Raw genomic sequence first — 24,968 nt, 5'->3', positions numbered from 1 at the left:
GCCTTTCTCCGGACGAATCTACGCTGAAACGGCGATTCATTCGACCGCCTCCAGTTCGAAGACCCGATCGCGAGGTCAGGCAGAAGGCGTTCCGGTTTCCGTTAGACAGTAGCCCCGCCGCGGGCGATCTTGGTTTCCTCATGTTCAACCTGCCGGACCAGTTTCGGGATATCGAGGATCAGCGCCACCGTCCCGTCCCCCATGATCGTAGCGCCGGATATCCCTTCGACCCCCTGATAATATTTCCCGAGCGATTTAATGACCGTCTGGTGCTCGCCGATGACCGTGTCCACCACGAGCCCGACGCGCCTGCCGTCGACATTCGTGATCACGATCTGCTGAAAGCGGGGCGGCGCCCCGTTGATCCCGAAATAGTCCCGCAACCGGATGTAGGGTACCAGCGATCCCCGGACATGCGCCAGGTGCCTGCCGTGCGTGCCGGCGGCGTCGCCCTGCGAGAGTTCCACGCACTCTTCCACGAGGGACAGCGGGAAGATGAAATGCTCGCCTGCCGTCCGCGTCAGGAAGCCATCGATGATGGCAAGGGTGAGCGGGATCTTGAGCAAAATGGCTGTCCCCCTGCGCGGCGCGCTCGTGACCTCGATACTGCCCCGGAGCCCATCGATCGCCTTCTTGACCACGTCCATCCCCACGCCGCGTCCCGACACTCCGGTTACGCTCTTCGCCGTGGAGAAGCCGGGTGCGAGGATCAGTTCCATCACCTGTCGCTCCGACAGCTCGTCATGGGGCTGGATCAGGCCCCTCTCGAGGGCTTTGGCCCTGATGGCCGAAACATCCAGGCCCGCTCCGTCGTCCTCCACCCGGATCAGGACATGGGCTCCCGAATGCACGGCCGACAGGTGGATCGTACCCTGCCTCGGCTTGCCCGCGGCCTGCCGGACGGCGGGCTGCTCGATACCGTGATCGATGCAGTTCCGGATGATATGGACCAGGGGATCGCTCAGCCGCTCGATCACGGTCTTGTCCAGCTCCGTCTCGGCCCCGTCCGCAGTCATCTCGATCTCCTTGCCGAGTTCCACGGAAAGATCGCGAACGATTCGCTTGAACCTGCTGAACGTCGTCCCGATGGGCAGCATGCGGATGTTCATGGCGTTGTCCCGGAGGGAGGCGGTCAGCCGCTCCACCTCTTCTGCGATCGCTAGCAGAGCGGGGATCCGGCTGGTCGCCGCCGTCTGGGTCAGCCGCGCCTGGACCGTCACGAGTTCGCCCACGAGATTCACCATGGTGTCGAGCTTGCTGGTCGCCACGCGGATGCTCTGAGCCGCATCTGCGCCCTGGCGCTGCTCCCGGAGCTCGCGCACATGCTGCTGTTCGAGCAGGGCCGACTCCACCTTGGCGCTGGGTACCACGCCGGTCTCTACCAGCATCTCTCCGACGCGCTTCTTGCTCTCCAGCACCTTCTGAAGGTCCCCGATGGCCAGGTCTCCGCGTTCGAGCAGGATCTCGCCGACCTTCTTGTAGGTTTTCTCGTCGTCCAGAAAGCCGTCCCGGTCTATGATGTCGATCTTAACGTCGGAGCCGTCCTTTACGAAGATGAACACGTCCTGAATGGCGTCCAGGCCCCGGCAGGTCGAAAGGATGGCGTCCCACGAAGTGTAGCAGGCCTGGGGATCGAAGTCCTCGAGGAGCGGGATGGCCTCCGTATGGGCAATTATCTTGCATGCTCCGAGCTCCCGAAGTTCGTTCAGGAGGTGGACCGGATTTATCCCGTGCAGGGCGATGTCCGCAGCCGGTTTGAAGCGAATACGGTACGTGAGGCAGGGCGCCCCGGCCTCCGGTTGTGCGATGCTCTTGGCCGCCGGCTCCGCGGCCGGTCCGCCCTTCAGCTCCATGCCCGGGAGCAGCTGCCGGAATTCCTCGAGGATCTCGGTGCACCGCGCGGGGTCCGCAGTGCCGCCGCGGTAGTAGACGTTGAACATGGCCTCGATCTGGTCTCGGGCGGCAAGGGTGAGATTGATGATCTCTTTCGTCGCCGTCACCTTGCCTGAACGGACGTTGTCCAGGATCGTCTCCAGTTCGTGCGTAAAGCCGGCTATCTCGTGGAATTCGCAGGCGCCGCCGGACCCCTTGATCGTGTGCATGGCGCGAAAGGCTCTGCCGATCTGCTGGCCGTCGTTCGGATCTTTTTCGAGCTCCAAGAGCGCCTGCTCCAGCTCCGCAAGCAGCTCCTGGGCCTCCGCCTGGAATGTTGCGCGCAGTTCGCGCACAATGATTTCCGAGGAGTCATCAAATGCCGGTTTGCTCTTTTCATCCATGTCAGGCTCCATGAGCCGCCGCCCAGAGGCAGCTCTTCTCCGTATCCAGTTTACAGCCCGTGAGCCGGCCGAAGCCGGCGGCCTCGACCATGTCCGTAAACACCTGGGGCAGCGGACCGCTCAGGCAGAGCCGTTTCTTCAGGCGAACGGCGCTGCGGTGGGCCGAACAGAAGAGCTGCAGGCAGGAGAGGTCCAGGGCCTGCGCGTTCGCCAGAGAAATCGAAATGTCGTCCGAGTCGATCAGCGCCTTGATCAGGGTGTGTCTCAGCTCTGCGGCATGCGGCAGCGTGATCTCGCCTTCCAGCGTGATCACCACGCTCGTCCCGGATTGTTGAAAATTCGCTCCCATGCTGTTCACCTCGCTTGACGGGGAATGGTTATTGCCCGCAGTTCAACGGGCATTCGTTTCCTCGAACTCGGCACTTCGGACAAGCCGGGGAACGTCGAGAATGAGCGCCACGGTGCCGTCGCCGAGGATCGTTGCGCCGGATATGCCCTTCACGCCGTGGTAATATCTTCCCAAGTTCTTGATGACCGTCTGATGGCCGCCGATCACAAGGTCGACCACGAATCCGACCCGTCGGTCGTTGACCCGGGTGATCACGATCTGTTCGATGGAGGGCGCTTCGCACCCTATGGCGAAGCGCTCCCGGAGGCGTAGATAGGGGACGATCTGTCCCCGCACATGGGCAAGGTGCCTGCCCCGGGACCGTTCCCGGTCGTCGCGGGACAGCTCCACGCATTCCTCCACGACGGACAGCGGGAAGATGAAGTGCTCACTGCCGATCCTGGTCAGGAAGCCGTCGATGATCGCCAGGGTCAGCGGCAGCTTCAGCGTGATGGTGGTCCCGGTCCCTTTCCGGCTGGTTATGTCGAGGGTTCCGCGCAGCGACTCGATGGTCTTCTTCACAACGTCCATCCCCACCCCGCGGCCGGACACGCTCGAGACCTTTGTTGCCGTAGTGAATCCCGGCGTCAGGATCAGTCCGAACAGCTCCTGCTCCGACAGATGTGCATCGGCTGCAATGAGACCCCTCTCGATCGCCTTGATGCGGACCGCGTCGGAATCGATGCCGCCTCCGTCGTCGGTTATCTGGATCAGCACGTTCGCACCTGCATGCACGGCGGACAGGAGGATCGAACCCTGACGCGGTTTGCCCGCTGCCTCGCGGACGGCCGGGGTCTCGATGCCGTGGTCGATGCTGTTCCGGATGAGGTGCACCAGCGGGTCGCCGAGCCGCTCGATGACGGTCTTGTCCAGCTCGGTCTCGGCGCCGGCCGTGGTCAGCTCGATCTGCTTGCCCAGTTCCCCGGACAGATCCCGCACCAGGCGCTTGAACCTGCTGAAGGTGGTGCCGATGGGCATCATGCGGATGCTCATCGTGATGTCCCGGAGCTCGGCCGTCAGCCGCTCCACCTCCTCCGAGATGGCGAGAAAATCGGTAGAGCCGTTGCCATGGGTCGATGCCGCCTGGCTGAGCCGCGCCTGCACCGTCACCAGTTCCCCGACGAGGTCCACCAAGCGGTCGAGCTTTTCGGCTGGCACCCGGACGGTCATCACCGATTCTTCCTTGTGGCGTTTTTCGCGCACGTCGCGAACGTGCTCCTGCTCGGCGAGCGCGGCAGTCACCTTATCGGGTCCGATTGCGCCCATGCCCACAAGGATCTCGCCGAAGCGCTTCTGTGCCGAAAGCCCCTGCCGGACGACCTCCGGGGAGACGTCTCCGCGTTCGACCAGGATATCACCGATCCTCTTCGTGTACGGCTGGAAATCCACGTTCTGCGACGGGTCGATGACGTCGGCCACATCGATCTTCACCTTGGAGCAGTCCTCCACGAACAGGAACACGTCCTTGATGGCATTCAGCCCGCGGTTGGTGGTGAGCAGGACGTTCCAGGAGAGGTAACAGTCTTCCGGGTCGAGGTCCTCGAGGAACGGCACCGGCTCGGTCAGGGCGACGACGGTGCATTCGCCGAGTCCGCGCAATTCATCGAGCAGGCGGATCGGGTCGATTCCTGTCTTGAATATGTTCCGACCCGCCCCGAAGGCGATGCGGTAGGTAGCGATTGCCTCGCGCCGCTCGCCGGCCTTGGTTTCGACTGCGGAGGGCAGAGGCCCGGCCGGGGGTTCCTTCCGGACATCGGCAGGGATAAGCTTCTTCAGCGACTCTATGAGGGGGACATTGGCCCGCTCCAGTTCCGGTCCGGCTTCATCGGACGCAGCGAGCATGGTCTTGATCCGGTCCCGCGCCTGAAGCGCAAGGTTGATCAGCTCCCGGGAAGCCGACATCCTGTTGTTCCGGACGAGGTCGAAGACGGTCTCGATCTCGTGGGTGAACTTCGAAACCCTCTCGAAGCCGAACATGGCTCCGGAGCCCTTGATCGTGTGCAGGGCGCGGAAGATCCGACCGATCAGCTCTCCGTCCGCCGGCGATTCCTCGAGCTCGAGCAGCGACGCTTCAAGCTCTTCCAGACGCTCGTTCGCTTCTTCCAGAAAAACGGACCTGTGCCTGTCGCTTATCGCCACGACGATGTCCTTCCTCTCATACGCAGCCGGCCGGGGTTGCCCGGATACGCGCTGCTACTTCACGAACTTCTTCACTACGTCAAGCAGCTGTTCCGGGGAAAACGGCTTGACGATCCAGCCGCTGGCCCCCGCCTGTTTTCCCTCCTGCCTCTTGCTCTCCTGCGACTCCGTGGTCAGCATCACGATGGGCGAGAACTTGAAAGCCGGCAGGCCGCGGAGCTTCCTGATGAGCTCGATGCCGTCCATCTCGGGCATGTTCAGGTCGGTGATGACCATGTCGATCTTTGCGCCCGCGATCTTCCCAAGGGCGTCCCTGCCGTTCTCCGCGACCAGCACGTCGTGCCCCGCCTCCTTGATGGTGAAAGCGACCAGCTGCCGCATCGATGCGGAGTCATCTACAACCAGAACGGTCTTTGCCATACGAGAACCCTCCCGCTATTTCACGTTCAGAGCGAGGAGCGTCTTGTTCATGACCGCCCGCTCCGACTCCATGGTATACAACTTCTCGATCCACGACGCGTTCGCCCTGTGGTGGGTCACGCTGGCATCCCGGAGCTTCGCCAGGATCTGCTCCGATTCGGCCTTGAGTTGCAGCAGGGGCTCGACCACATGCTCGATCCGCTGACGGGTGATGTCCTGGAACTGCATGGAGACGATGATCCCGCTGATGTCCCTGGCGAGCGCATCAGACTCCTTGGTGAGCTCCTCGAGCCGCTCCTTCGCGTCGCGGACCACGGCGTCCAGCGTGGCGAGCGCCTCATCGACGGCCGTCCCTGCTTGGAGCGATTTGGCCGTGTGCTCGGCCGTGCTCATCTCGGTCTTTTGATACATGGCGCTCATGTCCGCCCCGATCTTGGTGATCAGCTGCTTGATCTTGTCGGCGGCGCCGTTGGACCGGTCGGAAAGCTTTCTCACCTCGTCGGCGACCACACTGAACCCCTTGCCCGCCTCTCCCGCGCGCGCGGCCTCGATCGCCGCGTTGAGGGCGAGCAGGTTGGTCTGCTGCGCGATGTATTCGATCTCTCCCACGATCTTCCTGATGCTTTCCGCGTCCTGGGCGATAACGCTCATCTCCTGCTGGGTTTCTCTCGCGGAGCTCGTGAGTGTCTGAAGGTCGGCCATGACGCTCTTGAAGGTCTGCCTGCTCACGCTGATAGCCGACGAGTCTCCGCCGCTCACTCCGAGCCTGCCGAAGGCGTCCGATGCGCTCTCCGACTGCTTCCGCGCCCGGCCGACGATGCCCATGAATTTTTCACCCATTTCCAGGGCGGCCTGTTCGGTCTGCTTCGTGACCTCTGTCAGCTGGTTCGTCAGGACCGGAATGATCTGAACCTTGCTCTGAAGGTGACCGGCGACGGGCGTTAGGATCGATTCGATCCCGGCAAGTTCGATCTTCTGCTCCTGCCCGTGCTTCTCTTCGAGCGAGGCGTGATGCCTCTGCAGAAGGGAAATGGCGAGGAACAGGGCGGCGCCGTAACATACGATGAAGGCGCTCAGCCGAACCTGCCACGTGGTGAACAGGGACGGCAGCGCAGCAAGCAGGAGAAGACCAGCCAGAATGGGCTTTATTTTTTTGTTCTCGGTCATATCCCTCCTGCAATCCCGGCTGAGCCTCCCGTCAATCACTATAATAATAAGGAAGGCTGATCTCTTTTCGGAGATTCCATTGAAATCTTGAATGATCTTTAGGGGTATTTTCAGGTTTTTGTCTGGAAACGTTTGTAATTAACCCTCTGTTAATCCACAGAAACTCATGCACTTTTCGTTCCGGATAAATATGTACATTTTTTCAGATATTTAAGTCTAAACAAACCCGTATGACTGTACAGAAACAGGACAGTGATGCGTGAAAAGTACCGTTTCTTGACAGCTTGATTTTGCAGGATAAAGGTGTTAATCTGAGGCCTCATGAAAGGAAAGCCCTTCTCCGATGCAAACCGGCTCGATCAATATAAAGAATCTCTCCTTCGATGATCTTACCCGGGAGTTGGTGAGCCTGGGCATGAAGAGATATCGTGCCGGACAGGTCCATGAGTGGATATACCGGAACAGCGCGGACGCCTTTGACGAGATGACGAACATCCCGAAGGCCGAGCGCGTCCTGCTCGCGGGGCGTTTCTTCATCCCATCGCCCCGGCTGCTGAAGCAGGAGCGCTCCTCGGACGGGACCACAAAATTTTTATTCGAGCTTACCGACCGCCATACCATCGAAAGCGTGCTCATCCCCGACGAGGACCGGAAAACGCTCTGCGTCTCCTCGCAGGTCGGCTGCGCCCAGGCCTGTCGCTTCTGCCTCACCGGCAGCGGCGGGTTTCGCAGGAACCTCGACGCCTTCGAGATCGTAGACCAGATCCTGTTCGTAGAGAAGCTGATTGCTTCCGGTGAACGTGCCGGCACCGTTCACCAGGGAGGCGGCGGAGACTTCAGGCGCGAGCCCGTGCGGTACATCACGAACATCGTGCTGATGGGAATGGGTGAGCCTCTGGCGAACTTCGACAACGTGGTGCAGGCGCTCCGCGTGATAACGGCAGACAAGGGGCTGGGGTTCTCGCCGCGCAGGGTGACGCTCTCGACCGACGGCCTGGCGCCGGAAATAGACAGGCTCGGAACAACCGGCATCAGGGTCAACCTCGCCATCTCGCTGAACGCAACTACCGACGCGGTCCGCGACCGGATCATGCCCGTGAATCGCCGCTACCCGATCGGGGAGCTTTTGGCCGCCTGCAGGCGCTTTCCCCTCGACGAACGGAGGAGGATCACGTTCGAATACGTTCTGCTCTCGGGCGTGAATGATTCGGGGGAGGATGCGCGGCGGCTCGTGCACCTGCTCAAGGGCATCAGGAGCAAGGTCAATCTTATCCCCTTCAATCCCTTTCCCGGCAGCGAGTTCAGGCGGCCCGCTGATGCCGCGGTCCGCCTCTTCCAGAAGGTCCTGCTGGACCATCACTTGACCGCACCCCTGCGCGAGTCACGGGGCAGGGACATCTCGGCGGCCTGCGGCCAGTTGCGGGAGCAGGAGGCTGCGCTGCATCCGTAATCTCCCTTCGGAGGGATTGACGGAAGGCGGCGCAAAATAACAGGGACACTTCTGTTCGCGATGCGTCCCCCTTGTCTGCCCACTCGTCAATCCCGGTCAGGCAGCCATTTCGAGATTTTCGAGAACATTCTTCAGCGCTACCTCGTCCTGCTTCAGCTCATCCCTGAGCTCCTTCCGTATTCCCGACGCGATCAAGACCCTGAGCTCCGGGGTCGTGGTATCTCCTCCAGTTCGGTGACGAGCAGGTCACGTTCCATCTTGTCCATGACGTTCATACTTCCCTCCTCTTTTCCTAGCGAGCTCTCTTACCTGATTTATTACCACCGAGGAGGAACAGGCAGCAACAGGCTTACGGCAAGCAGGTCTCCACGAATAGAGTGCCGTTTAAAAACCGCACTGAACTCGAAGGCTTCTTTCACTTCTCCGCTGCGTGACGGGGCGAGTCATCACACAATTGATCCCCGGCCACTATGCTATACTAAAACTGCAGGCAGTGATTTTGCCAGGGAGCGTAAACGGATTTTGTCTTATAACGTTCACAGCGGGTGAGGAGGCAACGGCTCATGGGTGACCGATCATATGAATATATCATCGTAGGCGGGGGCCTGGCCGGGGCATCGGCCGTCGAGGGGATACGGGAACTGGACAAAAAGGGGGCAATTCTCCTTCTGAGCGCCGAGAAGCACCTACCCTATGACCGCCCGCCTCTGACGAAGAAGCTCTGGTTCGGAAAGAAAAAGGTCGAGGAGATTTTTCTCCATGACCGGAAATTCTACGACGAGAACGGAGTGACCGTGGAAACCGGCATCACGGTCACGTCGCTCGATGCGAAACAACGGGCGGTCACGACGAACGCCGGCAACGAGTATCGCTATCGCGAACTGCTCCTTGCCACGGGCGGCATCCCGCGAACACTCCCCATTCCCGGCGGCGACCTCGCGGGCATCTGTTACTTTCGCACCCTGGACGACTACCTGAAGCTGCGGAAAGGATCCACAGAGGGGAAAACGGCGGTCGTCATCGGCGGCGGGTTCATCGGTTCCGAAATAGCGGCTGCGCTGACCATCAATAAGGTCGGCGTGACGATGATCTTTCCCGAGCCCTACCTCGTCAGCAGGGTCTACCCTGAATACCTTGGGCGGGCGCTTTTGAACCTGTACCTCTCGCGCGGCATCAAGGTCCTGGCAGATGAGAGGCCCTCTGCGTTCTCCCAGGAAGGCGACCGGTTCACCACGTACACCGCGAGCGGTACGAAGATCGGGTCCGACATGGTGATTGTGGGCATCGGCATTGCGCCCTCGCTCGATCTTCCGAGGCGTGCGGGACTGCAGACGGCCAACGGGGTCATTGTGGACGAATATCTTCAGGCGTCGCTCCCCGGCATCTACGCTGCTGGTGACATCGCGTTCTTTCCCTACCAGGCGCTCGGAAAACAGACGCGCGTCGAACACTGGGACAATGCCTTGAACCAGGGCAAGCGGGCAGGTTTGAACATGGCCGGTGGGCACAAACCTTATGACTATATGCCCTACTTTTTCTCTGACCTCTTCGAGTTCGGGTACGAGGCGGTGGGAGAAGTGGACGCCCAGCTCGAGACGTTCGCCGACTGGCAGAAGGAAAACGATACGGGCGTGATCTATTACCTCAAAGACGACAGGGTCCGGGGCGCGATGATGTGCAACGTGTGGGACAAGGTCGAGGCGGCCCGCGAACTGATCCGCAAGAATGCGAGGGTGACGAGAGAGGGCCTGCGCGGCATGATCAAATGACAAAAAATGGATCCGCAAAGCTTAACAATAAAGGAGGCTAAGAATAGATCTTTAAGCTATTTAAAAAGTCTATGGCCTCTGTTGTTAGGACATCGCAAAAGAGTTGCCGTTAACATTATTTTCTCGGTGTTCTCTGTGGTTGGTTTTAATAATAGGAAGGACGAACAGGGAGGTCAATATGAAACTGGCAGAACAAACCGCAAAACCCGTAGCGAAAGGGACCGCCCCCCTTTCGCAGAAAGAAGCGGAGGAACTCGCGCGAGAGATCCCGCTGTGGTCGCTGGGCAGAGGTGCCATCGAACGGGAATTCCGGTGCAGGGATTTTCGAGAGGCCATGGAATTCGTGAACCGCGTGGCAGCGCTTTCGAACGAACAGGACCATCACCCTGATATTTTCATATCCTACAGCAAGGTGCGGTTGACCCTGTCGACGCATAAGGTCGGCGGCCTGACGCTGAACGACTTTGTCGTGGCGGCGAAGATCGACCTCTTGGCGGACCAGCAGCGGGTCGGAAAGGCTGCATGACCGATCATCTCACGGAGACCCCGGAACAGAGCGCCGCAGCGAGCCTGAAGGGAAAGGTCGCCCTGATAACCGGTGCCAGCAGAAGGATAGGACGCGCACTCGCCATCGCTCTTGCGGAAGAGGGCGTAAATATCGTGGCGCACGACCGCAAGGCGCAGGAATCCGAGACCGCAAGGGTGTGCAATGAAGTCGAGGACTGCGGGGCGAAGTCCTGGAGCATCATTGCCGATCTCGAACGGCCGGAAGAGTACGAGTCGTTGACCGCCCGGGCCCTCCAGGCTGGGGGGGGGCTCGACATCCTGATCAACAATGCCTCCATCTTTCTTCCGACTTCGATCATGGATGTCGGCTTCAGCGACGTGGTGCGACATATGCAGGTGAACGCGTGGACGCCCTTTGTCCTTTCCCGCGAGTTCGCAAGGCTCGCCGGCCGTGGCAAGATCATCAATATTCTCGATACCCGCATAGCCAGCCATGATCCGGCGCACGTGGCGTACCTCCTGAGCAAGCAGATGCTCGCGTCCCTGACAAGGATATGCGCGCTGGAATTCGCTCCAGCCATTACGGTAAACGCCGTTGCGCCCGGCTTGATTCTCCCGCCAGCGGGTAAGGATGAGAGCTACCTCGACCGGCTGGCAGAAAAGGTCCCCCTCAGGAAGCACGGGGGGCCGGGGGACATCGCGGACACTGTTCTCTATCTGCTTAAAAGCGGCTTCGTGACCGGCCAGATCATCTACGTTGACGGCGGCCGGCGCCTTCTGGAGGGCGGCAATGGACCGGATTCTGATTAAGGACCTTCTGGTGCGGTGCGTCATCGGCGTTCATGACGAGGAGCGCCGGGACAAACAGGACGTGCTTATCAACGTGGCGCTCGCAGTGGATCTTAGGAAGGCCGGCTCGAGCGACCGGATCGAAGACTCCGTGGATTACCGCGCCCTGAATAAGCAGGTCCTGGGCATGGCGGAGCGCTCGCAGTTCCATCTCGTCGAAGCCCTGGCACAGGCAGTGGCCGACATCTGCCTCGGCCATCCGTCGGTCCAGGAAGCAACGGTGAGGATCGAAAAACCCGGGGCGCTCAGGTTCGCACGGAGCGTCGGCGTGGAGATCGTCAGGAAGCGGCCGGGCTGACCATGGCGCGGGCCTTCATAAGCATCGGATCGAACATCGACCCGGAAACGAATGTGAGGAGCGCCATCCTCGGGCTCGCTTCGACGGAGCGGGTCACGGCGATCTCAACGGTCTATCGTACGGAGCCCGTCGGACCGCCAGGTCAGCCGTGGTTCTACAACTGTGTGGTGGAGATCGAAACGGACCTTGCCCCCCGGGAGCTTAAGTTCCGGCTGCTGCGCAGCATCGAGAGCGAACTTGGCAGGACCCGGGGCAGTGACAAGTTCGCGGCGCGTACCATCGACCTCGATCTGCTCCTCTGGGACGGGCTCGTGATGACGACACCGGACTTGGTCCTCCCGGACCCCGATATCCCGCTGCGGCCGTTCCTTGCGATCCCGATCCGGGAGCTCGCGCCCGGCCTGGTCCTGCCGGGATCGGGGCTGCATATACGGGAAGCGGCGGCGGCCTTGTCTCCGAACGCCATGACGCCGCTCGAGGCCTACACAGAAGAACTGCGAAAGGAACTCCTCCATGAGCGGAAACAGTGAACGGATCGAAAAACTGGTAGAGGAACTGCTGATCGAGCTCGGCGAAGACCCGCAGCGGGAAGGTCTCCTCAAGACGCCCAAACGCGTTGCCGCGTCCCTCGCCTATCTGACCTCGGGCTACCGGGCCGATCTCGGGGCGCTGGTCAACGATGCCTGCTTCGCGCAGGAAACGACCAGCATGATCGTGGTAAAGGACATCGAGCTGTACAGCCTCTGCGAACATCACCTGCTGCCGTTCTACGGCCGCTGCCATATCGGCTACATTCCCCGGGGACGAGTCTTCGGCGTCAGCAAACTGGCCCGCCTGGTCGACATGTATGCCCGCAGGCTCCAGATCCAGGAGCGGCTCACGGAACAAATCGCCTTTGCGATCAAGGACTCGATCAACGCCGACGGCGTCGGCGTCATGATCGAAGCGCGCCACCTCTGCATGATGATGCGGGGAGTAGAGAAGCAGAATTCCATGTTCGTGACCTCGGCGGTGCTCGGGGTCTTCCGAACGAACCCTGCGACGAGAGAGGAATTTTTATCGATCATTAACAGGCCGAAAACGCTGTAAGCATGACCCGTTCTCGCTCGTAGCAACGAGTCATCGCGAACAAAAGGTTGCCAGGCCCGCATTCTGCGTCATCCGTGTCCGGTGATAACCCCCAAATGCAGGCAAGCGTCGTATCCTATGCCGTGGAAACCCTGGCCGCGTGTTCAAGGACCTGCTGGATGTGGACGTCCACCTGCCGGAGGACCGTCGGCGAGACCGCGTAGCCATCGCTCTCGTAGGTAAGAACAGGCATCCCGTGCCGGATACTGAGCGGTTTCAGGATCGCCTCCGAGATCCGGAACGGGAGGCAGTTGAACGGCCCAATGATGATGATCCCATCGTAGCCCAGGGCCTCGGCCTCCAATCCCCGGCCTACGGTCGGGACAATCTCGCCGTAGATCCCCGGCGACACATGATCAGAGGCCTTCTCGAACAGGGAAGCTGCATCATTGGGACCTGCCACGAGAAGGCCTGTTTTCTCAAACAGCCTCCGGTATTCTCCCTCGACCCGTCTCTCCGCCTGATAGGCAAGCCAGTGCTGCAGATACTGCTTTCCGTCCCTCTGGAAAATCCTCGAACAGGCCTTGGCCAAAGCAAGGCCGCCCGGCTTCATGCCCCATTCGCGGGCCGCTTCGGTCACCCCGTAATAGGTGTGATAGAGCAGCAGGTCGGTCATATCAACCGGCTTCAGGATTATGCCTCGTTCAGAATAGAGGTCCCGGACGCCGTCCATGAAGAACGGGCTGAACCGGGTGAAAAAGTCACCCATGACGATCACCCGCGGACAGGTCCGCCGCTCCCGCGTGCGCGGCAGCGCTGCGATCAGCTCGACGAATCCGGGCAGCTCGGCCTGGAACCGGGCCTCCGAGTCCGCTGCGTCCACAAGCCGCTGCCACTCCTGCCTGAGCTGATCCACGCTGCCTGGAGCGCCGACAACACGGAGAACGTGCTCGATCTCCACGAGGAGGTCCGCCGCGAGGAGCGTGAGCGCTGTGTTCTTAGCGAGTGTTATTCTGTCGATCGCGCTCCGTCCGTTCTCTGCGGTCGGGACGAACAGGAACAGGTCGGGCAATCGCTGTTCGACGATGAAGCGCCTGAGAAAGTCCAGGTAGGCGTCCAATACGCAGGGCGCGCCGCCCTCCAGCATGTAAAATCCCGCTATCTCGCCGCGTGCGCGCTCTTCGTTGATCTTGAGCAGTTGTCCGATGCAGAGCGGCAGAGGAAGGCACTCGCGGCCCGACGTATACTGGAGGCCCCGCTCGAGCTGGTCCCGGTCCAGCGGAGCGATCTTGCCGGCGTGCAGGCCCATCCAGCGAAACGCCATGGCCATCGCCTGTGAATGGACCTCGGAGAAATTGGGAAAATAAAACCGTACCCGCGGATCTTGCATGGATACGGTCTCTCCCTCTGAACGGATGACCGTACTCCCGGCGCCGGTCCTGCACAGGGAGAACTGCGCGCTCTGAACGGCCGGTGCTGCCTGATAGTTATGAACAATGTCCAGGAACGCTTCGAGACGGGTCTGGACACCGGCGTCGGCGGTGTGCGCGTCGATCTCGAGGATCAGGTACGGCTTGGCGCCCATCTCGGACGCGACCCTTGCGTGGGTAAAGGCGTCCACGGTGCAGCTGAAATTGCTGATGCAGACCAGGAACAGGTTCGGATATTTTTTGGCCAGGGTCATGGCGTTCAGGACCTGGTTGGAGAAGTGCCATGCAAAGGGCCCTTCTTCGACCGGCGCCAGGCAATCAGCGGGGATGGCTGCCGCGCCCATGCTGGACAGCTTCCTACCGATTGATTGAGACGCCTCGGCTGCGTAGGCGTTGTAACTGCGGCCGGCAAGCACGATCGCTGGTTTTCTTTCGAACAGCGCCTGCTCCAGGGCATGCTGCCCCAGCTCCCGCATGGCGCGTTCAGCCTTCTTCTGAGCGCTCTTTGCCGCTTCCCAAGCCTGCCCAACCCGTTCGCGTCCGATCGCGAACTCGCGGCTGGTCATCTCCTCCAGTTCCAGGCCGCATTCGTAGCCGCGCGTGAAATCCAGGACCGGGGAAAGAAAGCGGACATTGGGGAATGCTTCAGCAAGGAAAAAGGGGCTGGCTTGGGTGATCGGGCAGAGGTAGGAATCACGGCACGGGCCGGTCCGGGGCATGCGCTTCACGTGGGGCAGGAAGACCGCATCCACGCCTTGTTTGGCAAGGTCCAGGATCGCTCCGTGCGCTGTCTGCGCGGGAAAGCAAAAGCCTGAATAGGACTTCAGCTCGCCCTTGGGGTCAAGACCGGACAGAACAACGTTCAGTCCCAGGCCCTTGAAGAAGACCGAGTAGAGCGGGTAGAGCGAGTGCGTCAAAAGCGCTCTCGGAATTCCGATGGTCGGCTGAACACGATCCATTGCCGGCCTTTCGACCTGATCGTTCGTGGTTCCAAAGATCATTTCCGCACGCTGCTCCACCAGGTCCGCCGCCGCAACAACGTGGGTATTTCTCTTCCACACATGTTCGTAAAGGCTGCAGCGCCCGCCGAAGGGGAAACGCCGGCCCCCAACCTCGAAGCGGTCGATGCTGCAGTGCATCCGGCATGCCTTGCAGATGAAGCGTCCCGGGGACGCCATCTCGGCTTTGGCCAGGGAGAGCAGGTCCGTCTCAGTATCGAGGGTGTCATGAGACCGTGTGAGGGCCAGGAGCGCGACGCCCAGCGCTCCCATCAGTTCCGGGCTGGGGGGGATCACGACCATGCGGTCTACACTGTGGGCAAAGGCGTGGCCCACGGCGCGGTTCAGGGCAACGCCGCCCTGCAGGAACACCTTTTTGCCCACGGCGCGCGGCCCCTTGACCTTGGTGAGATAGTTCGCGGCGATCGCGTAGACCAGCCCGGCAACTATGTTCTCTGCCGACTGTCCCTGCTGGAAAGCGATGCGGATGTCGGAATTGATGAAAGCAGCGCAGGTTGCCTTGAGCTGCACCGGGGACGGCGCGGCCAGCGCGGCCTCTGCGATCTCCGACACGGTGATGCCGAGGTCCCCCTGGGCGCTCTCTTCCAGAAAAGACCCGGTGCCGGCAGAGCAGGCATTGTTCATCGCGTAATCGACAGGCACGCCGTTTTTGAGGCGGATGTACTTGGAGTCCTGGCCGCCGATCTCGAAGATGGTGTCCACGTCGGGGTCGAAGTGGGTTGCTCCCGTAGCATGGGCGGAGATCTCATTGTACACATGGGAGGTGCCCAGGTAAGCGCCGACCAGTTCCCGGGCCGAGCCGGTGGTCCCGATAAGTCCGACCCTGAGGTTGCCGGCCTCTTGCCCGATGACCCTGAGGCATTCGCGCGTCGCTGCCACGGGGTCGCTGCGCGTGCGGGTATAGTGCGATGCGACCACCGCCCTCGTTGCCGGATCGAGCAGGACCGCCTTGGTCGTCGTCGACCCCGCATCAAGACCAAGGACGAGCAGACCTTCCGGAGGCGCCTGCCGCGGCACCGGCGCGATGACCTGCACCCTGTCAGCCTGGCGATGAAGCGGCGGAAAGCTGTCCAGGATCGGCTGAAGCGAGATCTGCGGAGAGCTGTAGCGAGGGTCGTCGCGCGTGAGCAGAGCGCACCCCCAGGCCTCGAAACAAAGACTCTGCGCTGCGACGACGATTTCCGTGGAAGGAAGCTTCTCTCGCAAAGCTGCCAAAAGGGCGGCGTTTCGGGATACGCCGCCGATGACGAGCACCCGCTTGAGCTGTTGCTGCCCCTTTTCGAGCAGCGAGATCACCTTGTCGGCCATGCTGTCATGCAGCGTGTGCAGGATGTCCTCGGGGCTCGCTTCATTCCGGTTGAGCTTGTGGGTTATGTCCGACTTGCAGTGGACCGAGCAGCGGCTTGCCAGGGGTACGACCTTCCCGCTGAATGAGCGCTGGATCGCTTCCTCGATAGTAAGCCTCATCCGGCCGATCTGCTGCACAAAGAACTCGCCGCTTCCGGCAGCGCATTTATTGTGCGAAAGCACATTTTCGATCCTTCCGTCCGTAAGGAGATACACCAGAAAGGACTCGCCGCCCAGCGAGACGACGGCATCGAAATCGCCCCCCAACTCAGCCAAAGCCCGCTGTATGGCGGCAACCTCGGTGATGTGCCCCCGGCGGCCGGACACCCCGAACCAGTCGGCTCCGTCAAACTCCTTCCCGACGAGCATTTCCCCGAGCACCTCCAGGGGACGGCCCTGATGGGCCTTCACGCTGGAGAAGACATCGTCCCCACGCAAGGCCACTGCCTTCACCGTTATGGCGCCGATGTTCGCGCCCACACAGAACGGTTGCGGCGCCTTTTCCTGCAATAATGCATTCTGACTCATGGGCAGGATGTTCGGCATGGTTTCCCTCAATTCTCCACGGGGCAATATGAACGCTCTGCGGCAGCAAGCGCCCAGACCACGCGGTTCGCGGCGTTAAACTTGACGGTAAAATACAGGAGAGCGATCTTTGTTCCCGACAGACAACTCCGGATGTTCAAATCCGGCTCGTTCTTGCTTGAGGGGATCGATTTGGATCGACGAATGATTCAGTTGAGTCAAGTATAGCACCCAGGGCTGCGTATGGAGGAAAGAACCGGTAAAGGTTTCTTTGAGGATAGCGGTCAGAGAAAAGAACAAAAGCAGGAAAGGTCTGTTATGCGCATGCGACGGCCTTATCATCAGAAAGGCGAGAAGAAGGCACTAAAATCTCCGTAGCAGAGAACCAGGCGGAGGTCTCAATAAAGGGCCTCACCCTAAGACCTGCGTGTAGTTTATGTAAATTCCCTTGCCCTGCTGGATGGTTTACTGTATTCTCCTTACTCCGTGGGTAGTTATAACTCTCCGGGACAATGACGACATGGCGCTGAAATCAACCATATTCAAGGCGGAGCTCCAGATCTCCGACATGGGCCGCAACTACTACGGCGACCACAGCCTCACCATCGCCCGCCACCCCTCCGAGACAGACGAGCGCATGATGGTGCGCCTTCTGGCCTTTGCCCTGCACGCCCACGAGGCGCTGGTCTTTGGCGACAGCATCGGGTCCGATAATGAACCCTCGCTCTGGCAGAAGGATTTGACCGGCGGGGTCCAACTCTGGATCGATGTGGGACAACCCGACGAAAAACGCATTCGCAGAGCCTGTGGACGCGCGGCAGGGGTATATATCTACAGCTTCGGCGGCCACGGCGCTGACGTCTGGCTGAACCAGATCAGGAACAGTCTCGGACGCTTAAGGAATCTGACCGTGATAAACCTGCCCGCGACGACCCCCCCGGCCCTCGCCAGGCTGGCGCAGCGCAGCATGAAACTGCAATTCACCATCCAGGACAACCAGGTGTGGGTGACCGATGAACGGGAAACAGTGCACCTGGACCTGACCAAGGCAACGGTCCTGTCTCCTTCATAATCCGGCCGCCAATGAATCAAGACCTTTGACACGGATAAATGCGGGTTCAGTGTCGAAAGTATTATTATATTGCCTGACCTTTCTCTAACTGGCGATCCACTTCGCTCTCGTGCAATTCCAATAGCGCCATCGATGGTCGTCTTTCTTCCATTTGAGTGGAAGCGATTAGGATCATCAGTCCGGGGTTTGAGACGGTGCTGGAAAAAAGGAGGGGACGGTTCACGTCATGCAATGCTTAGCCGGCGATGTAGCGGGACGGAAAGGCCGGCGGACTCGGCTTTCACCGTACCCATTATTTTAAGACCGTTGCGTAAGAGGGAACTTTTGCAGACAGCGAGGATAAGCGGCAAGAAGAGAAACCAGGCCCGGAAGACCCCCTTCTCGTGTTCGCCCGTCGCAGCAACTCAGTAATGATCTGCGAAAGAGAGCAGCAGCCGTCATCGGTGTCAGCAGCTTGAAAAAACGATGCTATAATGTAAATATTCAATCGGGTATTGCCGGAAGAACCTCGGCATCAGTTGTCAGAAAACTGAGACAATCCGAAAGAAACAAGTGAAGGATGACAATACTATACTACTATGAAAAAAATTAGACTAATGATAATCGGGGTCCTGCTGCTCGTATCCAGCGGTTGCTTTCCCGTTTTCGTACCGGTGGACGACGGTCATAGAGGACATGAAGAACACGGCCATGGTGATCATGGAGACCATGATCATGGAGAGCATGGAGAGCACCATTAAAGTGCTGCGGGGTTCGATCAGTTTCGATTCAAGTCTCACCGGGATCAAATCTTTCTTTGCATATTAATCAACATCTAGGATTTGATCCCGATACGTTCTTTTCCCCGCATACGTCTGTCAGGTCTTTTCCCTGACCCCTACTTCTGCCTGCTCTCCCTGATCGTTATCATGACGTCGTTCTGCCTCTTCTTATCGTCGATCCAGGGCGACGTTATGGTCACGTCCACGCCGTTGCCCAGGGCAGCGCACCGCATTTCCGGAAGACAGAATACCGCGGCCCTGTTTCCGGGTCTATTCGCGATATTGCCGAGGAGTTCGAGGCCCTTCTGCTTCCGGTAAAAGGCCGCAACCCTGTCAAAGCCGTCGCCCGTACGAAAGCAATAGGCCTCTGTCCCGATCGAGGCATTGCCGGCTTTTCTTGCCGCGTTCTCGCTCTCCTGCACGTATTGCCTGCAGTACCGGTCCGTCGAAGCGTCGGTCTTGACGTTGGGGTAAGCCTTCACCCCGAAGTGCTCTTCGGCTGCTGCTGTTGCGCATGAAAACGCCAGCGCTGCCATAATGGTGATCATCTTTTGCATGTGCATTGCTCCTATGGACTCTCCTGGTTCGGACTTGATACTTGCCCTATTCCGTCGTCTCCAAGGCGCCTGTTTCTCCGCCCGTCTTCACGTTGGCAATCACTCTTCTTCCAAGCCCCTCGGGTTCTTGCCCTCCCCCGGTATTCGCAGACAACCAAAAAGGACGAGAAACAATATCGTCTCTCGTCCTTCCTTGCGTGATGCTTTCAAAATGCTGCGGACTAGGTCTTGGCCCCGAGAATCTGGTTCACGACAGTCAGAAGGTCCGCTGTCTGGATCGGTTTTGGGATGTAGGCGTTGGCGCCGAGCGCGAGACCCCTCTTCCGGTCCTCCTCAGCGCCTTCCGTGGTGATGATGACGATCGGGATGCCCTTGTGGGCGGGGTCGTTCCGGACCATGGACACGAGCTTCAGGCCGTCCATGATCGGCATGTTGATGTCGGTCAGGATGATGTCGAACTTCTGGATCGAAAGCTTCTTGAGCGCGTCGATGCCGTCGTTGGCCTCGACGATCTTGCTTCCCGGGATGCGCTTGAGCGCGAAGGATATCAGCTGCCGCATCGTCGGGGAATCTTCCACCACCAGAAAATTGTACTCGGGCATTGCCAACCTCCGTTTATTTTTCTTTCAGCAGATCGAGAAAGCTCTGGATGGTCGTGAGCTTGCGTTCCGACTGGGAGTAGAGCTTGGATGAGAAGAGCGCGGTCGCCGCGTGGCCGGCGAGCATCGAGAAGAGCTCGTAGTCCACGTTGGAGAAGGCCTGTTTCTGCACGAGCAGCTTGTAAATGGCAATGACGCCGATGACGTGCTCCTTGATCTTGAGGGGAATGCAGACCAGGGGGTGCAGGTAGTCGACCCCGCCTAGGTCGGTCGGGTCGCCCTCCCGGTAGTAGGCCTCGCCCGCCTTGGCCGCCGTGCCGATGGTCCCGTCGCCAAGCTTTACGCTGGCCCGGGCCTCGGGGCCCATGCCCTCCTGGGCCACGATCGTGAGCTCGTTCGTCTTCTCGTCGAGCATCATGATCGAGAACTCCTCGGCGCCGATCAGGTTCATGACGATCTCGAGAATGATCTTGAGGGACTCGTTGAAATCCAGGGTCGAGTGGAGCTGGTAGCTGGCCACGTACAGGTTGGCGAGGTTGTTGTTCTCGGCCTCCACCTCGATGTAGCGGTTGGCGAAGTCCTTGTTCTCCTCCTCGACCTGCCGGTACCGGTCGAGCAGGTTCCTGTTCTCATCCTCAAGGAACTTGATGCGCTCCTCCATGGAGTGCACCTTGAAGTTGCCCTCGCGGTCCGAGAATTTGGTGAGTTCCTCGAGCTGCGCGACGCGGTACCGGAGCTTCTCGTTCTCCTTGAGCAGCTCCTGCGTGAACTCCTCGCCTTTCTTGAAGACCTGGAGAAAATCCTCGACCCTCTTGGAGATAGATGCCGGTTCCTTGTCCATCAGACCCTCCTCATTCCCGCTGCTGCACGCAACATCAAAACGATGCCATCCCTTCGCACCCTCACGGACGGATGCACGCGGTCGAAAATGTAACCTATTATAGTAAAGTGCGCCGAATTTATCAAGGCCAATTCTTGGCGGTGGGGCCGCTCAGCGGTCTCAGCGTTCCTCGATCATTCCTCGGTTCATGACCAGTACGCGGTCTGCAAGCCGCTCCGCCTGGTCCCGGTCGTGCGTGGCCATGATGACCGTGGATCTGCCCTGCTTCTTCATATCGAGGATGATCGACTCGATGATCGCGGTGTTCTCCTGGTCCACCGAGGCCGTGGGCTCGTCGAGGAACAGCATCTCGGGCTCGATGATGAGCGCCCGCGCAATGCCGAGCCGCTGTGTCTCCCCGCTCGAGAGCGTGCGGGCCTGCTGGTCCTTCTTCTGCTCGAGGCCCACGAACGCGAGGGCCTCCCGGACCGGCCCGGCGACCTCTGCCGGGCGCCTTCCCCGGACCCTGAGGCCGTAGGCCGCATTTTGAAAGACCGTGGTGTTGAATATGCCCGTGCGGGGAAGCACGAGAGTGATCCGCCGCTTGAGCGCAAGGTCGTGCGTGAGCGGCGCGCTGTCGTCGCCGAAGAGGAGCTCGCCCCGGTCGGCCTCTTCAAGCAAGGCACAGATCCTGAGGAATGTGGACTTGCCGCACCCGTTGGGGCCCATGAGCACGGAGATCCCCCCCTTGTCAAAGACCGCTGAGCAGTCCTGGAGGATGGCCTTGCCCGCGTAGGCTTTTTTGATATGGGAAACGGCCAGCTTCATGGTGACGGCATTGCCCCCCTCTTCTGAACGCCATGCAGTACGGCGTTGACAAAAAACGAGATCGCGAGCAGGATGATGCCCAGGGCGAGGGCCAGTTCGAAGTTCCCCTTGTCCGTTTCGAGGGCGATGGTCGTTGTCATGACCCGTGTGTACCCCGCGATGTTGCCGCCCACGATCAGGATGGAGCCCACCTCTGCCATGACCCTGCCGAAGGCCGCGATGATCGAGGACAGGATGCCGTACCGCGCTTCCTTTATTATAGTGATGGTCACCTGGCCCGGCGTCGCCCCAAGCGTTCGTGCGGCCTGGCCGATCACCGGGTCAACGTTCACAATGGCCGAGTGGCAGAGCGCGCTTACGATCGGCAGCGCTAGGATCGTCTGGGCGATGATCATGGCCGACGGTGAGTAGAGCAGTCCGAGAAACCCCAGCGGCCCCTTGCGGGAAATGAGGAGATAGACGAAAAGCCCGACGACCACCGGAGGGAGACCCATGAGCGTGTTCATGGAGCTGATGGCAAGGTCGCGGCCGGGAAATCGCCTCAGGCCGAGCAACGCGCCCAGGGGCAGGCCCAGGATGGTCGCGACCAGGAGGGCAAGACCGGACACCTTGAGGGACAGGAGGATAATGCCGAAGAGTTCGGCGTTCAGGTGAAGGATAAGATCAAATGCGCGGATAAAACCTTGGGCGATTGAATCCATAGATAAGGGCACGGACCGGCGCGGGGATGTATACTGGGGGTATCGACTCGCTTGTGTCGTACCGGTCCGTGCCCGCCCTGCGTCCTAGTTCGCGTTCGGAATGAAAAGTGCGTTGCCGTTCTTGTCCTTGAAGGAAGCTATTACGTCCTGGCCTTCCTTGGAGATGATCCAGTTCACGAATTCCATCGCTTCCTTGTATTTCGCAGTCTTTGCTTTTTCCGGGTTCACGGCCATGACCCCATACTGGTTGAAGAGCGTTGGATCGCCTTCGAGCACTACGATCATGTCCAGCTTGTCCTTGTCCTTCGTGGCGAGCCAGGTGCCGCGGTCCGTGAGCGTGTAGGCCCGCTTCTCGTCGGCAACACGCTGGGTCTTCTCCATGCCCTGGCCGACCTCAAGATACCATTTCTTGCCCGCCGGTTCAAGACCCGCCTTTTTCCAGATCGAAAGCTCCTTGGTGTTCGTGCCGGACTTGTCCCCACGCGACACGAAGGGTGAGCCGTAGTCGGCGATCTTCTTGAACGCCTCGGTCGCCGACTTCATGCCCTTGATCTTCGACGGATCGTTCGTGGGGCCGATGACGAGGAAGTCGTTGTACATGACATCGTGGCGGTTCACGAAGAACCCCTCTTCTACGGCCTTCAGCTCGTGCTCCTTGGCGTGAACGAACACCACGTCGGCATCGCCGCGCTTGCCGATCTCGATCGATGCGCCGGTTCCCACGGCAACAACGTCGATCTTGATCCCGGTTTTTTTTTCGAATATCGGCAGCAGATAGTCAAAGAGCCCGGAATTCTGCGTACTCGTGGTCGAGGCCATGCGAATGCGCGTCTGGGCAGAAACTGCAGCCGCGCTGCCCATGATCAGGAATACCGAAATAAGTACGAAAAACCCTCTCATCATGCCCTCCGTCTCAGTAAAATTATAATTTTTCCCCTTCCGCTGAATTGGGGAAGAAAAGCGGCTCCCCATACTTGTCCTTGCCGAAGTCACGGATAATGGTCTGCGCTTCCCTGCCCTGCAGCCACTCGACGAACTGCATCGTCTCGCGGTGGCGCACCTGCGGGAACCTGGCCGGGCTTACCGGGATAAGCGTGATATAGTTCAGCAGAACGTCATCCTGTTCGACAAGCACCTGTAGGGATATCTTTGCTTTCATCGTGACATAGGTGGCCCGGTCCATGATCGTATAGGCCTGTTTCTCGTCGGTAAAGGCAAGGGTCGGAGCGTTCCCCTTTGCTCCCTGTTCGAATACCGTATACCAGGCACCCTGTGGTTCGATGCCCGCCTTCTTCCAGACCTCCAGTTCCTTTACATTCGTGCCCGACTTGTCGCCCCGCGTCACGAAGGGCGCCTTCGTGCCGGCGATCTTGCGCAGCGCTCCGGCGGCATCCCGCATTCCCCGGATCCCCGCCGGGTCGGCTGCGGGGCCGAGGATCACGAAGTCGTTGTACATGAGGTCGTAGCGCTTCGTGCCGAACCCGTCGGCCACGAATTTTTCCTCGAGCGCCTTCGCATGCACCAGAACGAGGTCATACTGCCCGGACTCGGCAAGCTTCAGGGCCTGTCCCGTGCCCGCTCCGGTATGCTCGACGAGTATGCCCGTCTTCTTCGTGAACGCCTCTTCCAGCGCCCCCACAATGCCCGCGTCAATGGGGCCGATGGTGCTTGCGAGCATGAGCTTCGTCGGCGCTGTTTCCGCGGCATTGAGCTGCGGGCAGATTGACATGGCCAGGAATACGGCAAGGAAAGGCACGATACGGCTCAACATGGCATGCCTCCTATGATTTCGTTCGCCGCACTGAGGACGCGGCGCTCTGAACGGCGTCGGGATTGAACAGGCGCATGCCGTGCTTTATGTATTTCGCGATGACGGCCTGGCCCTCGGGCGACGTGACGTAGGCGATGAAGTCCATGGACTCGCGGTAGCTTACATTCGGAAAGCGGTCGGGATTGACGGCGATGACGCTGTAGCTGTTCTTAAGGAGCGGATCACCCTGGAACAGGATCTTCAGGTCGACCTGCTTTTCATAATTGAGGAACGTGCCGATGTCCGTGAGGGTATAGGCCTTCTTCTGGTCCGCGAGCAGCAGGGTATCACCCATCTTTCCGCCGGTCTCGAAATACCATCCCTTGCCTTTCGGATTGATGCTGGCATCATCCCACAGATCCAGCTCTTTGATGTTCGTACCTGAATCATCTCCCCGGGACACAAAGGGGGAGCCCGTTTCGGCGATCAACTCGAAGGCCTCGACTGCCGTTCGTACCCCCTTGATCTTTGCCGGGTCCCTCTGCGGACCGGCGATGACGAACACATTATGCATGACGGGTCGCCGGTTGACGCCGTATCCCTCTGCGACGAATTTCTCCTCCCTGAAGGGGTCATGGACAAAAAGCAGGTCCGCCCCGCCTTTCTTGGCGATTCGGATCGCCTTGCCGGTGCCTACGGCGATGACGTCCACGGAGACGTCATAGCGCGTCGCTTTTTCATAGGCGGGAATCAGAATGTTGAAAAGACCTGAGTTTTGGGTGCTGGTCGTCGAGGCAACGATCAGTCTGGTCCGCTTCTTCATCATGGGTGCGCCTCCTCTGTTGTCCAGCCGTCAGGGCTGGAGTTTTTTTCTTCCCGCTTCAGGAATGACTGGAAATCATCATAGAAACGCCGGAACCGTTTGATCGCGCGCTCACCCTCTTTTGTGGCCCGCGCGCCGCCGCCCTTGCCGCCCGTGGCCAGTTCCACCAGGGGCTCCTTCGCCTGCCGGTTCATGGAGTCCACCAGGTCCCAGGCGTGGCGATACGCTATCTGCATTGACTTTGCGGCCTTCGTGATAGACCCCTGCTCCCTGATGCGCTCGAGCAGGACGACCCGTCCGTACCCGATGAAGGTCCCTTCGGGCCCATCGATCCAGATGCGGCCGCGCAACCCCGGCGTGGGCTTCGCGTTTCAGCTGCTGCGATGATGCGCGTTCCGCATAGTC

At 59.9% G+C, this 24,968-nt stretch carries 24 protein-coding genes; 8 read left to right on the top strand and 16 right to left on the bottom strand.

The features are described 5' to 3' along the window. Nucleotides 1-101 precede the first annotated feature (101 nt). Genes VL197_03300 through VL197_03280 form a run of 5 tightly spaced genes read right to left on the bottom strand, consistent with a single transcriptional unit; the run spans nt 102 to nt 6,390 of the window. On the bottom strand, nt 102-2,276 hold the full coding sequence (locus VL197_03300; GenBank protein HUJ16996.1) for a chemotaxis protein CheA: 2,175 nt from the start codon (nt 2,274-2,276) through the stop codon (nt 102-104). Nucleotide 2,277: 1 nt separating this feature from the next. Beyond that, complete coding sequence (locus VL197_03295; protein ID HUJ16995.1) at nt 2,278-2,625, bottom strand: STAS domain-containing protein; 348 nt, start codon at nt 2,623-2,625, stop codon at nt 2,278-2,280. Nucleotides 2,626-2,667: 42 nt separating this feature from the next. Next, nucleotides 2,668-4,797, bottom strand: coding sequence for a chemotaxis protein CheA (locus tag VL197_03290; GenBank protein HUJ16994.1), 2,130 nt, complete (start codon nt 4,795-4,797; stop codon nt 2,668-2,670). A 60-nt stretch (nt 4,798-4,857) separates the two neighbouring features. Then, entirely contained in the window at nt 4,858-5,223 is a 366-nt protein-coding gene (locus VL197_03285) for a response regulator (GenBank protein ID HUJ16993.1), read from the bottom strand. Between the two features lie 15 nt (nt 5,224-5,238). Beyond that, a complete protein-coding gene (locus tag VL197_03280) occupies nt 5,239-6,390 on the bottom strand; it encodes a methyl-accepting chemotaxis protein (GenBank protein ID HUJ16992.1) in 1,152 nt (383 codons plus the stop codon). Between the two features lie 343 nt (nt 6,391-6,733). Here VL197_03280 and rlmN point away from each other — a divergent pair, with 343 nt between their 5' ends. The 7 genes from rlmN (at nt 6,734) to folE (ending at nt 12,352) form a co-directional block, all read left to right on the top strand. After that, a complete protein-coding gene (rlmN, locus tag VL197_03275) occupies nt 6,734-7,840 on the top strand; it encodes a 23S rRNA (adenine(2503)-C(2))-methyltransferase RlmN (protein HUJ16991.1) in 1,107 nt (368 codons plus the stop codon). Nucleotides 7,841-8,403: 563 nt separating this feature from the next. After that, a complete protein-coding gene (locus VL197_03270) occupies nt 8,404-9,609 on the top strand; it encodes an FAD-dependent oxidoreductase (protein ID HUJ16990.1) in 1,206 nt (401 codons plus the stop codon). 178 nt (nt 9,610-9,787) lie between these two features. Continuing rightward, the gene (locus tag VL197_03265) at nt 9,788-10,135 is read left to right on the top strand and encodes a 4a-hydroxytetrahydrobiopterin dehydratase (protein HUJ16989.1); all 348 of its coding nucleotides are present in this window, start codon (nt 9,788-9,790) and stop codon (nt 10,133-10,135) included. Next, nucleotides 10,132-10,926, top strand: coding sequence for an SDR family oxidoreductase (locus tag VL197_03260; GenBank protein HUJ16988.1), 795 nt, complete (start codon nt 10,132-10,134; stop codon nt 10,924-10,926). Before VL197_03265 ends, VL197_03260 begins: the two co-directional genes overlap by 4 nt. Further along, the gene (gene folB / locus VL197_03255; GenBank protein HUJ16987.1) at nt 10,907-11,263 is read left to right on the top strand and encodes a dihydroneopterin aldolase; all 357 of its coding nucleotides are present in this window, start codon (nt 10,907-10,909) and stop codon (nt 11,261-11,263) included. Before VL197_03260 ends, folB begins: the two co-directional genes overlap by 20 nt. Before the next feature lie 2 nt (nt 11,264-11,265). After that, nucleotides 11,266-11,793, top strand: coding sequence for a 2-amino-4-hydroxy-6-hydroxymethyldihydropteridine diphosphokinase (gene folK / locus VL197_03250; protein HUJ16986.1), 528 nt, complete (start codon nt 11,266-11,268; stop codon nt 11,791-11,793). Further along, nucleotides 11,777-12,352: a GTP cyclohydrolase I FolE gene (folE, locus tag VL197_03245; GenBank protein ID HUJ16985.1), complete on the top strand. Its 576-nt coding sequence runs from the start codon at nt 11,777-11,779 to the stop codon at nt 12,350-12,352. Before folK ends, folE begins: the two co-directional genes overlap by 17 nt. Before the next feature lie 115 nt (nt 12,353-12,467). Here the strand turns inward: folE and VL197_03240 are convergent, their stop codons facing one another. Continuing rightward, the gene (locus VL197_03240; protein HUJ16984.1) at nt 12,468-16,673 is read right to left on the bottom strand and encodes an anhydro-N-acetylmuramic acid kinase; all 4,206 of its coding nucleotides are present in this window, start codon (nt 16,671-16,673) and stop codon (nt 12,468-12,470) included. A 499-nt stretch (nt 16,674-17,172) separates the two neighbouring features. Here VL197_03240 and VL197_03235 point away from each other — a divergent pair, with 499 nt between their 5' ends. Further along, nucleotides 17,173-17,724, top strand: a complete 552-nt coding sequence (locus VL197_03235; GenBank protein ID HUJ16983.1) for a YaeQ family protein — start codon at nt 17,173-17,175, stop codon at nt 17,722-17,724. 593 nt (nt 17,725-18,317) lie between these two features. On the opposite strand, the gene VL197_03230 is transcribed toward VL197_03235, so the two are convergent. From VL197_03230 to VL197_03185, 10 genes are all read right to left on the bottom strand, one after another. Next, complete coding sequence (locus tag VL197_03230; protein ID HUJ16982.1) at nt 18,318-18,503, bottom strand: hypothetical protein; 186 nt, start codon at nt 18,501-18,503, stop codon at nt 18,318-18,320. A 98-nt stretch (nt 18,504-18,601) separates the two neighbouring features. Beyond that, the gene (locus VL197_03225; GenBank protein ID HUJ16981.1) at nt 18,602-19,042 is read right to left on the bottom strand and encodes a hypothetical protein; all 441 of its coding nucleotides are present in this window, start codon (nt 19,040-19,042) and stop codon (nt 18,602-18,604) included. Nucleotides 19,043-19,263: 221 nt separating this feature from the next. Then, complete coding sequence (locus tag VL197_03220) at nt 19,264-19,644, bottom strand: response regulator (GenBank protein ID HUJ16980.1); 381 nt, start codon at nt 19,642-19,644, stop codon at nt 19,264-19,266. 13 nt (nt 19,645-19,657) lie between these two features. Continuing rightward, nucleotides 19,658-20,482, bottom strand: a complete 825-nt coding sequence (locus VL197_03215) for a GAF domain-containing protein (GenBank protein ID HUJ16979.1) — start codon at nt 20,480-20,482, stop codon at nt 19,658-19,660. A gap of 159 nt (nt 20,483-20,641) precedes the next feature. After that, nucleotides 20,642-21,289: an ATP-binding cassette domain-containing protein gene (locus VL197_03210; GenBank protein HUJ16978.1), complete on the bottom strand. Its 648-nt coding sequence runs from the start codon at nt 21,287-21,289 to the stop codon at nt 20,642-20,644. Further along, nucleotides 21,286-21,990: an ABC transporter permease gene (locus tag VL197_03205; GenBank protein ID HUJ16977.1), complete on the bottom strand. Its 705-nt coding sequence runs from the start codon at nt 21,988-21,990 to the stop codon at nt 21,286-21,288. The genes VL197_03210 and VL197_03205 overlap by 4 nt, the downstream gene beginning before the upstream one ends. Nucleotides 21,991-22,074: 84 nt before the next feature. Continuing rightward, a complete protein-coding gene (locus VL197_03200; protein HUJ16976.1) occupies nt 22,075-22,893 on the bottom strand; it encodes a substrate-binding domain-containing protein in 819 nt (272 codons plus the stop codon). 19 nt (nt 22,894-22,912) lie between these two features. Further along, nucleotides 22,913-23,761, bottom strand: coding sequence for a substrate-binding domain-containing protein (locus VL197_03195; protein HUJ16975.1), 849 nt, complete (start codon nt 23,759-23,761; stop codon nt 22,913-22,915). A 10-nt stretch (nt 23,762-23,771) separates the two neighbouring features. Then, nucleotides 23,772-24,566: a substrate-binding domain-containing protein gene (locus VL197_03190; GenBank protein ID HUJ16974.1), complete on the bottom strand. Its 795-nt coding sequence runs from the start codon at nt 24,564-24,566 to the stop codon at nt 23,772-23,774. After that, nucleotides 24,563-24,913, bottom strand: a complete 351-nt coding sequence (locus VL197_03185; protein ID HUJ16973.1) for a LysR family transcriptional regulator — start codon at nt 24,911-24,913, stop codon at nt 24,563-24,565. The genes VL197_03190 and VL197_03185 overlap by 4 nt, the downstream gene beginning before the upstream one ends. Nucleotides 24,914-24,968: the final 55 nt, after the last annotated feature.

Source organism: Nitrospirota bacterium (assembly GCA_035516965.1).
Lineage (GTDB): Bacteria > Nitrospirota > UBA9217 > UBA9217 > UBA9217 > MHEA01.
Note: the sequence above shows the minus strand (reverse complement) of the source record. Positions and strands in the feature narration are given on the sequence as shown.

Excerpts from the sequence above, each read along its gene's own strand:
- VL197_03300 (HUJ16996.1), bottom strand. The coding sequence starts at position 2,276 with ATGGATGAAAAGAGCAAACCGGCATTTGATGACTCCTCGGAAATCATT.
- VL197_03295 (HUJ16995.1), bottom strand. The coding sequence starts at position 2,625 with ATGGGAGCGAATTTTCAACAATCCGGGACGAGCGTGGTGATCACGCTG.
- VL197_03285 (HUJ16993.1), bottom strand. The coding sequence starts at position 5,223 with ATGGCAAAGACCGTTCTGGTTGTAGATGACTCCGCATCGATGCGGCAG.
- VL197_03280 (HUJ16992.1), bottom strand. The coding sequence starts at position 6,390 with ATGACCGAGAACAAAAAAATAAAGCCCATTCTGGCTGGTCTTCTCCTG.
- rlmN (HUJ16991.1), top strand. The coding sequence starts at position 6,734 with ATGCAAACCGGCTCGATCAATATAAAGAATCTCTCCTTCGATGATCTT.
- VL197_03270 (HUJ16990.1), top strand. The coding sequence starts at position 8,404 with ATGGGTGACCGATCATATGAATATATCATCGTAGGCGGGGGCCTGGCC.
- VL197_03265 (HUJ16989.1), top strand. The coding sequence starts at position 9,788 with ATGAAACTGGCAGAACAAACCGCAAAACCCGTAGCGAAAGGGACCGCC.
- VL197_03260 (HUJ16988.1), top strand. The coding sequence starts at position 10,132 with ATGACCGATCATCTCACGGAGACCCCGGAACAGAGCGCCGCAGCGAGC.
- folB (HUJ16987.1), top strand. The coding sequence starts at position 10,907 with ATGGACCGGATTCTGATTAAGGACCTTCTGGTGCGGTGCGTCATCGGC.
- folK (HUJ16986.1), top strand. The coding sequence starts at position 11,266 with ATGGCGCGGGCCTTCATAAGCATCGGATCGAACATCGACCCGGAAACG.
- folE (HUJ16985.1), top strand. The coding sequence starts at position 11,777 with ATGAGCGGAAACAGTGAACGGATCGAAAAACTGGTAGAGGAACTGCTG.
- VL197_03240 (HUJ16984.1), bottom strand. The coding sequence starts at position 16,673 with ATGCCGAACATCCTGCCCATGAGTCAGAATGCATTATTGCAGGAAAAG.
- VL197_03235 (HUJ16983.1), top strand. The coding sequence starts at position 17,173 with ATGGCGCTGAAATCAACCATATTCAAGGCGGAGCTCCAGATCTCCGAC.
- VL197_03225 (HUJ16981.1), bottom strand. The coding sequence starts at position 19,042 with ATGCAAAAGATGATCACCATTATGGCAGCGCTGGCGTTTTCATGCGCA.
- VL197_03220 (HUJ16980.1), bottom strand. The coding sequence starts at position 19,644 with ATGCCCGAGTACAATTTTCTGGTGGTGGAAGATTCCCCGACGATGCGG.
- VL197_03215 (HUJ16979.1), bottom strand. The coding sequence starts at position 20,482 with ATGGACAAGGAACCGGCATCTATCTCCAAGAGGGTCGAGGATTTTCTC.
- VL197_03210 (HUJ16978.1), bottom strand. The coding sequence starts at position 21,289 with ATGAAGCTGGCCGTTTCCCATATCAAAAAAGCCTACGCGGGCAAGGCC.
- VL197_03205 (HUJ16977.1), bottom strand. The coding sequence starts at position 21,990 with ATGGATTCAATCGCCCAAGGTTTTATCCGCGCATTTGATCTTATCCTT.
- VL197_03200 (HUJ16976.1), bottom strand. The coding sequence starts at position 22,893 with ATGATGAGAGGGTTTTTCGTACTTATTTCGGTATTCCTGATCATGGGC.
- VL197_03195 (HUJ16975.1), bottom strand. The coding sequence starts at position 23,761 with ATGTTGAGCCGTATCGTGCCTTTCCTTGCCGTATTCCTGGCCATGTCA.
- VL197_03190 (HUJ16974.1), bottom strand. The coding sequence starts at position 24,566 with ATGATGAAGAAGCGGACCAGACTGATCGTTGCCTCGACGACCAGCACC.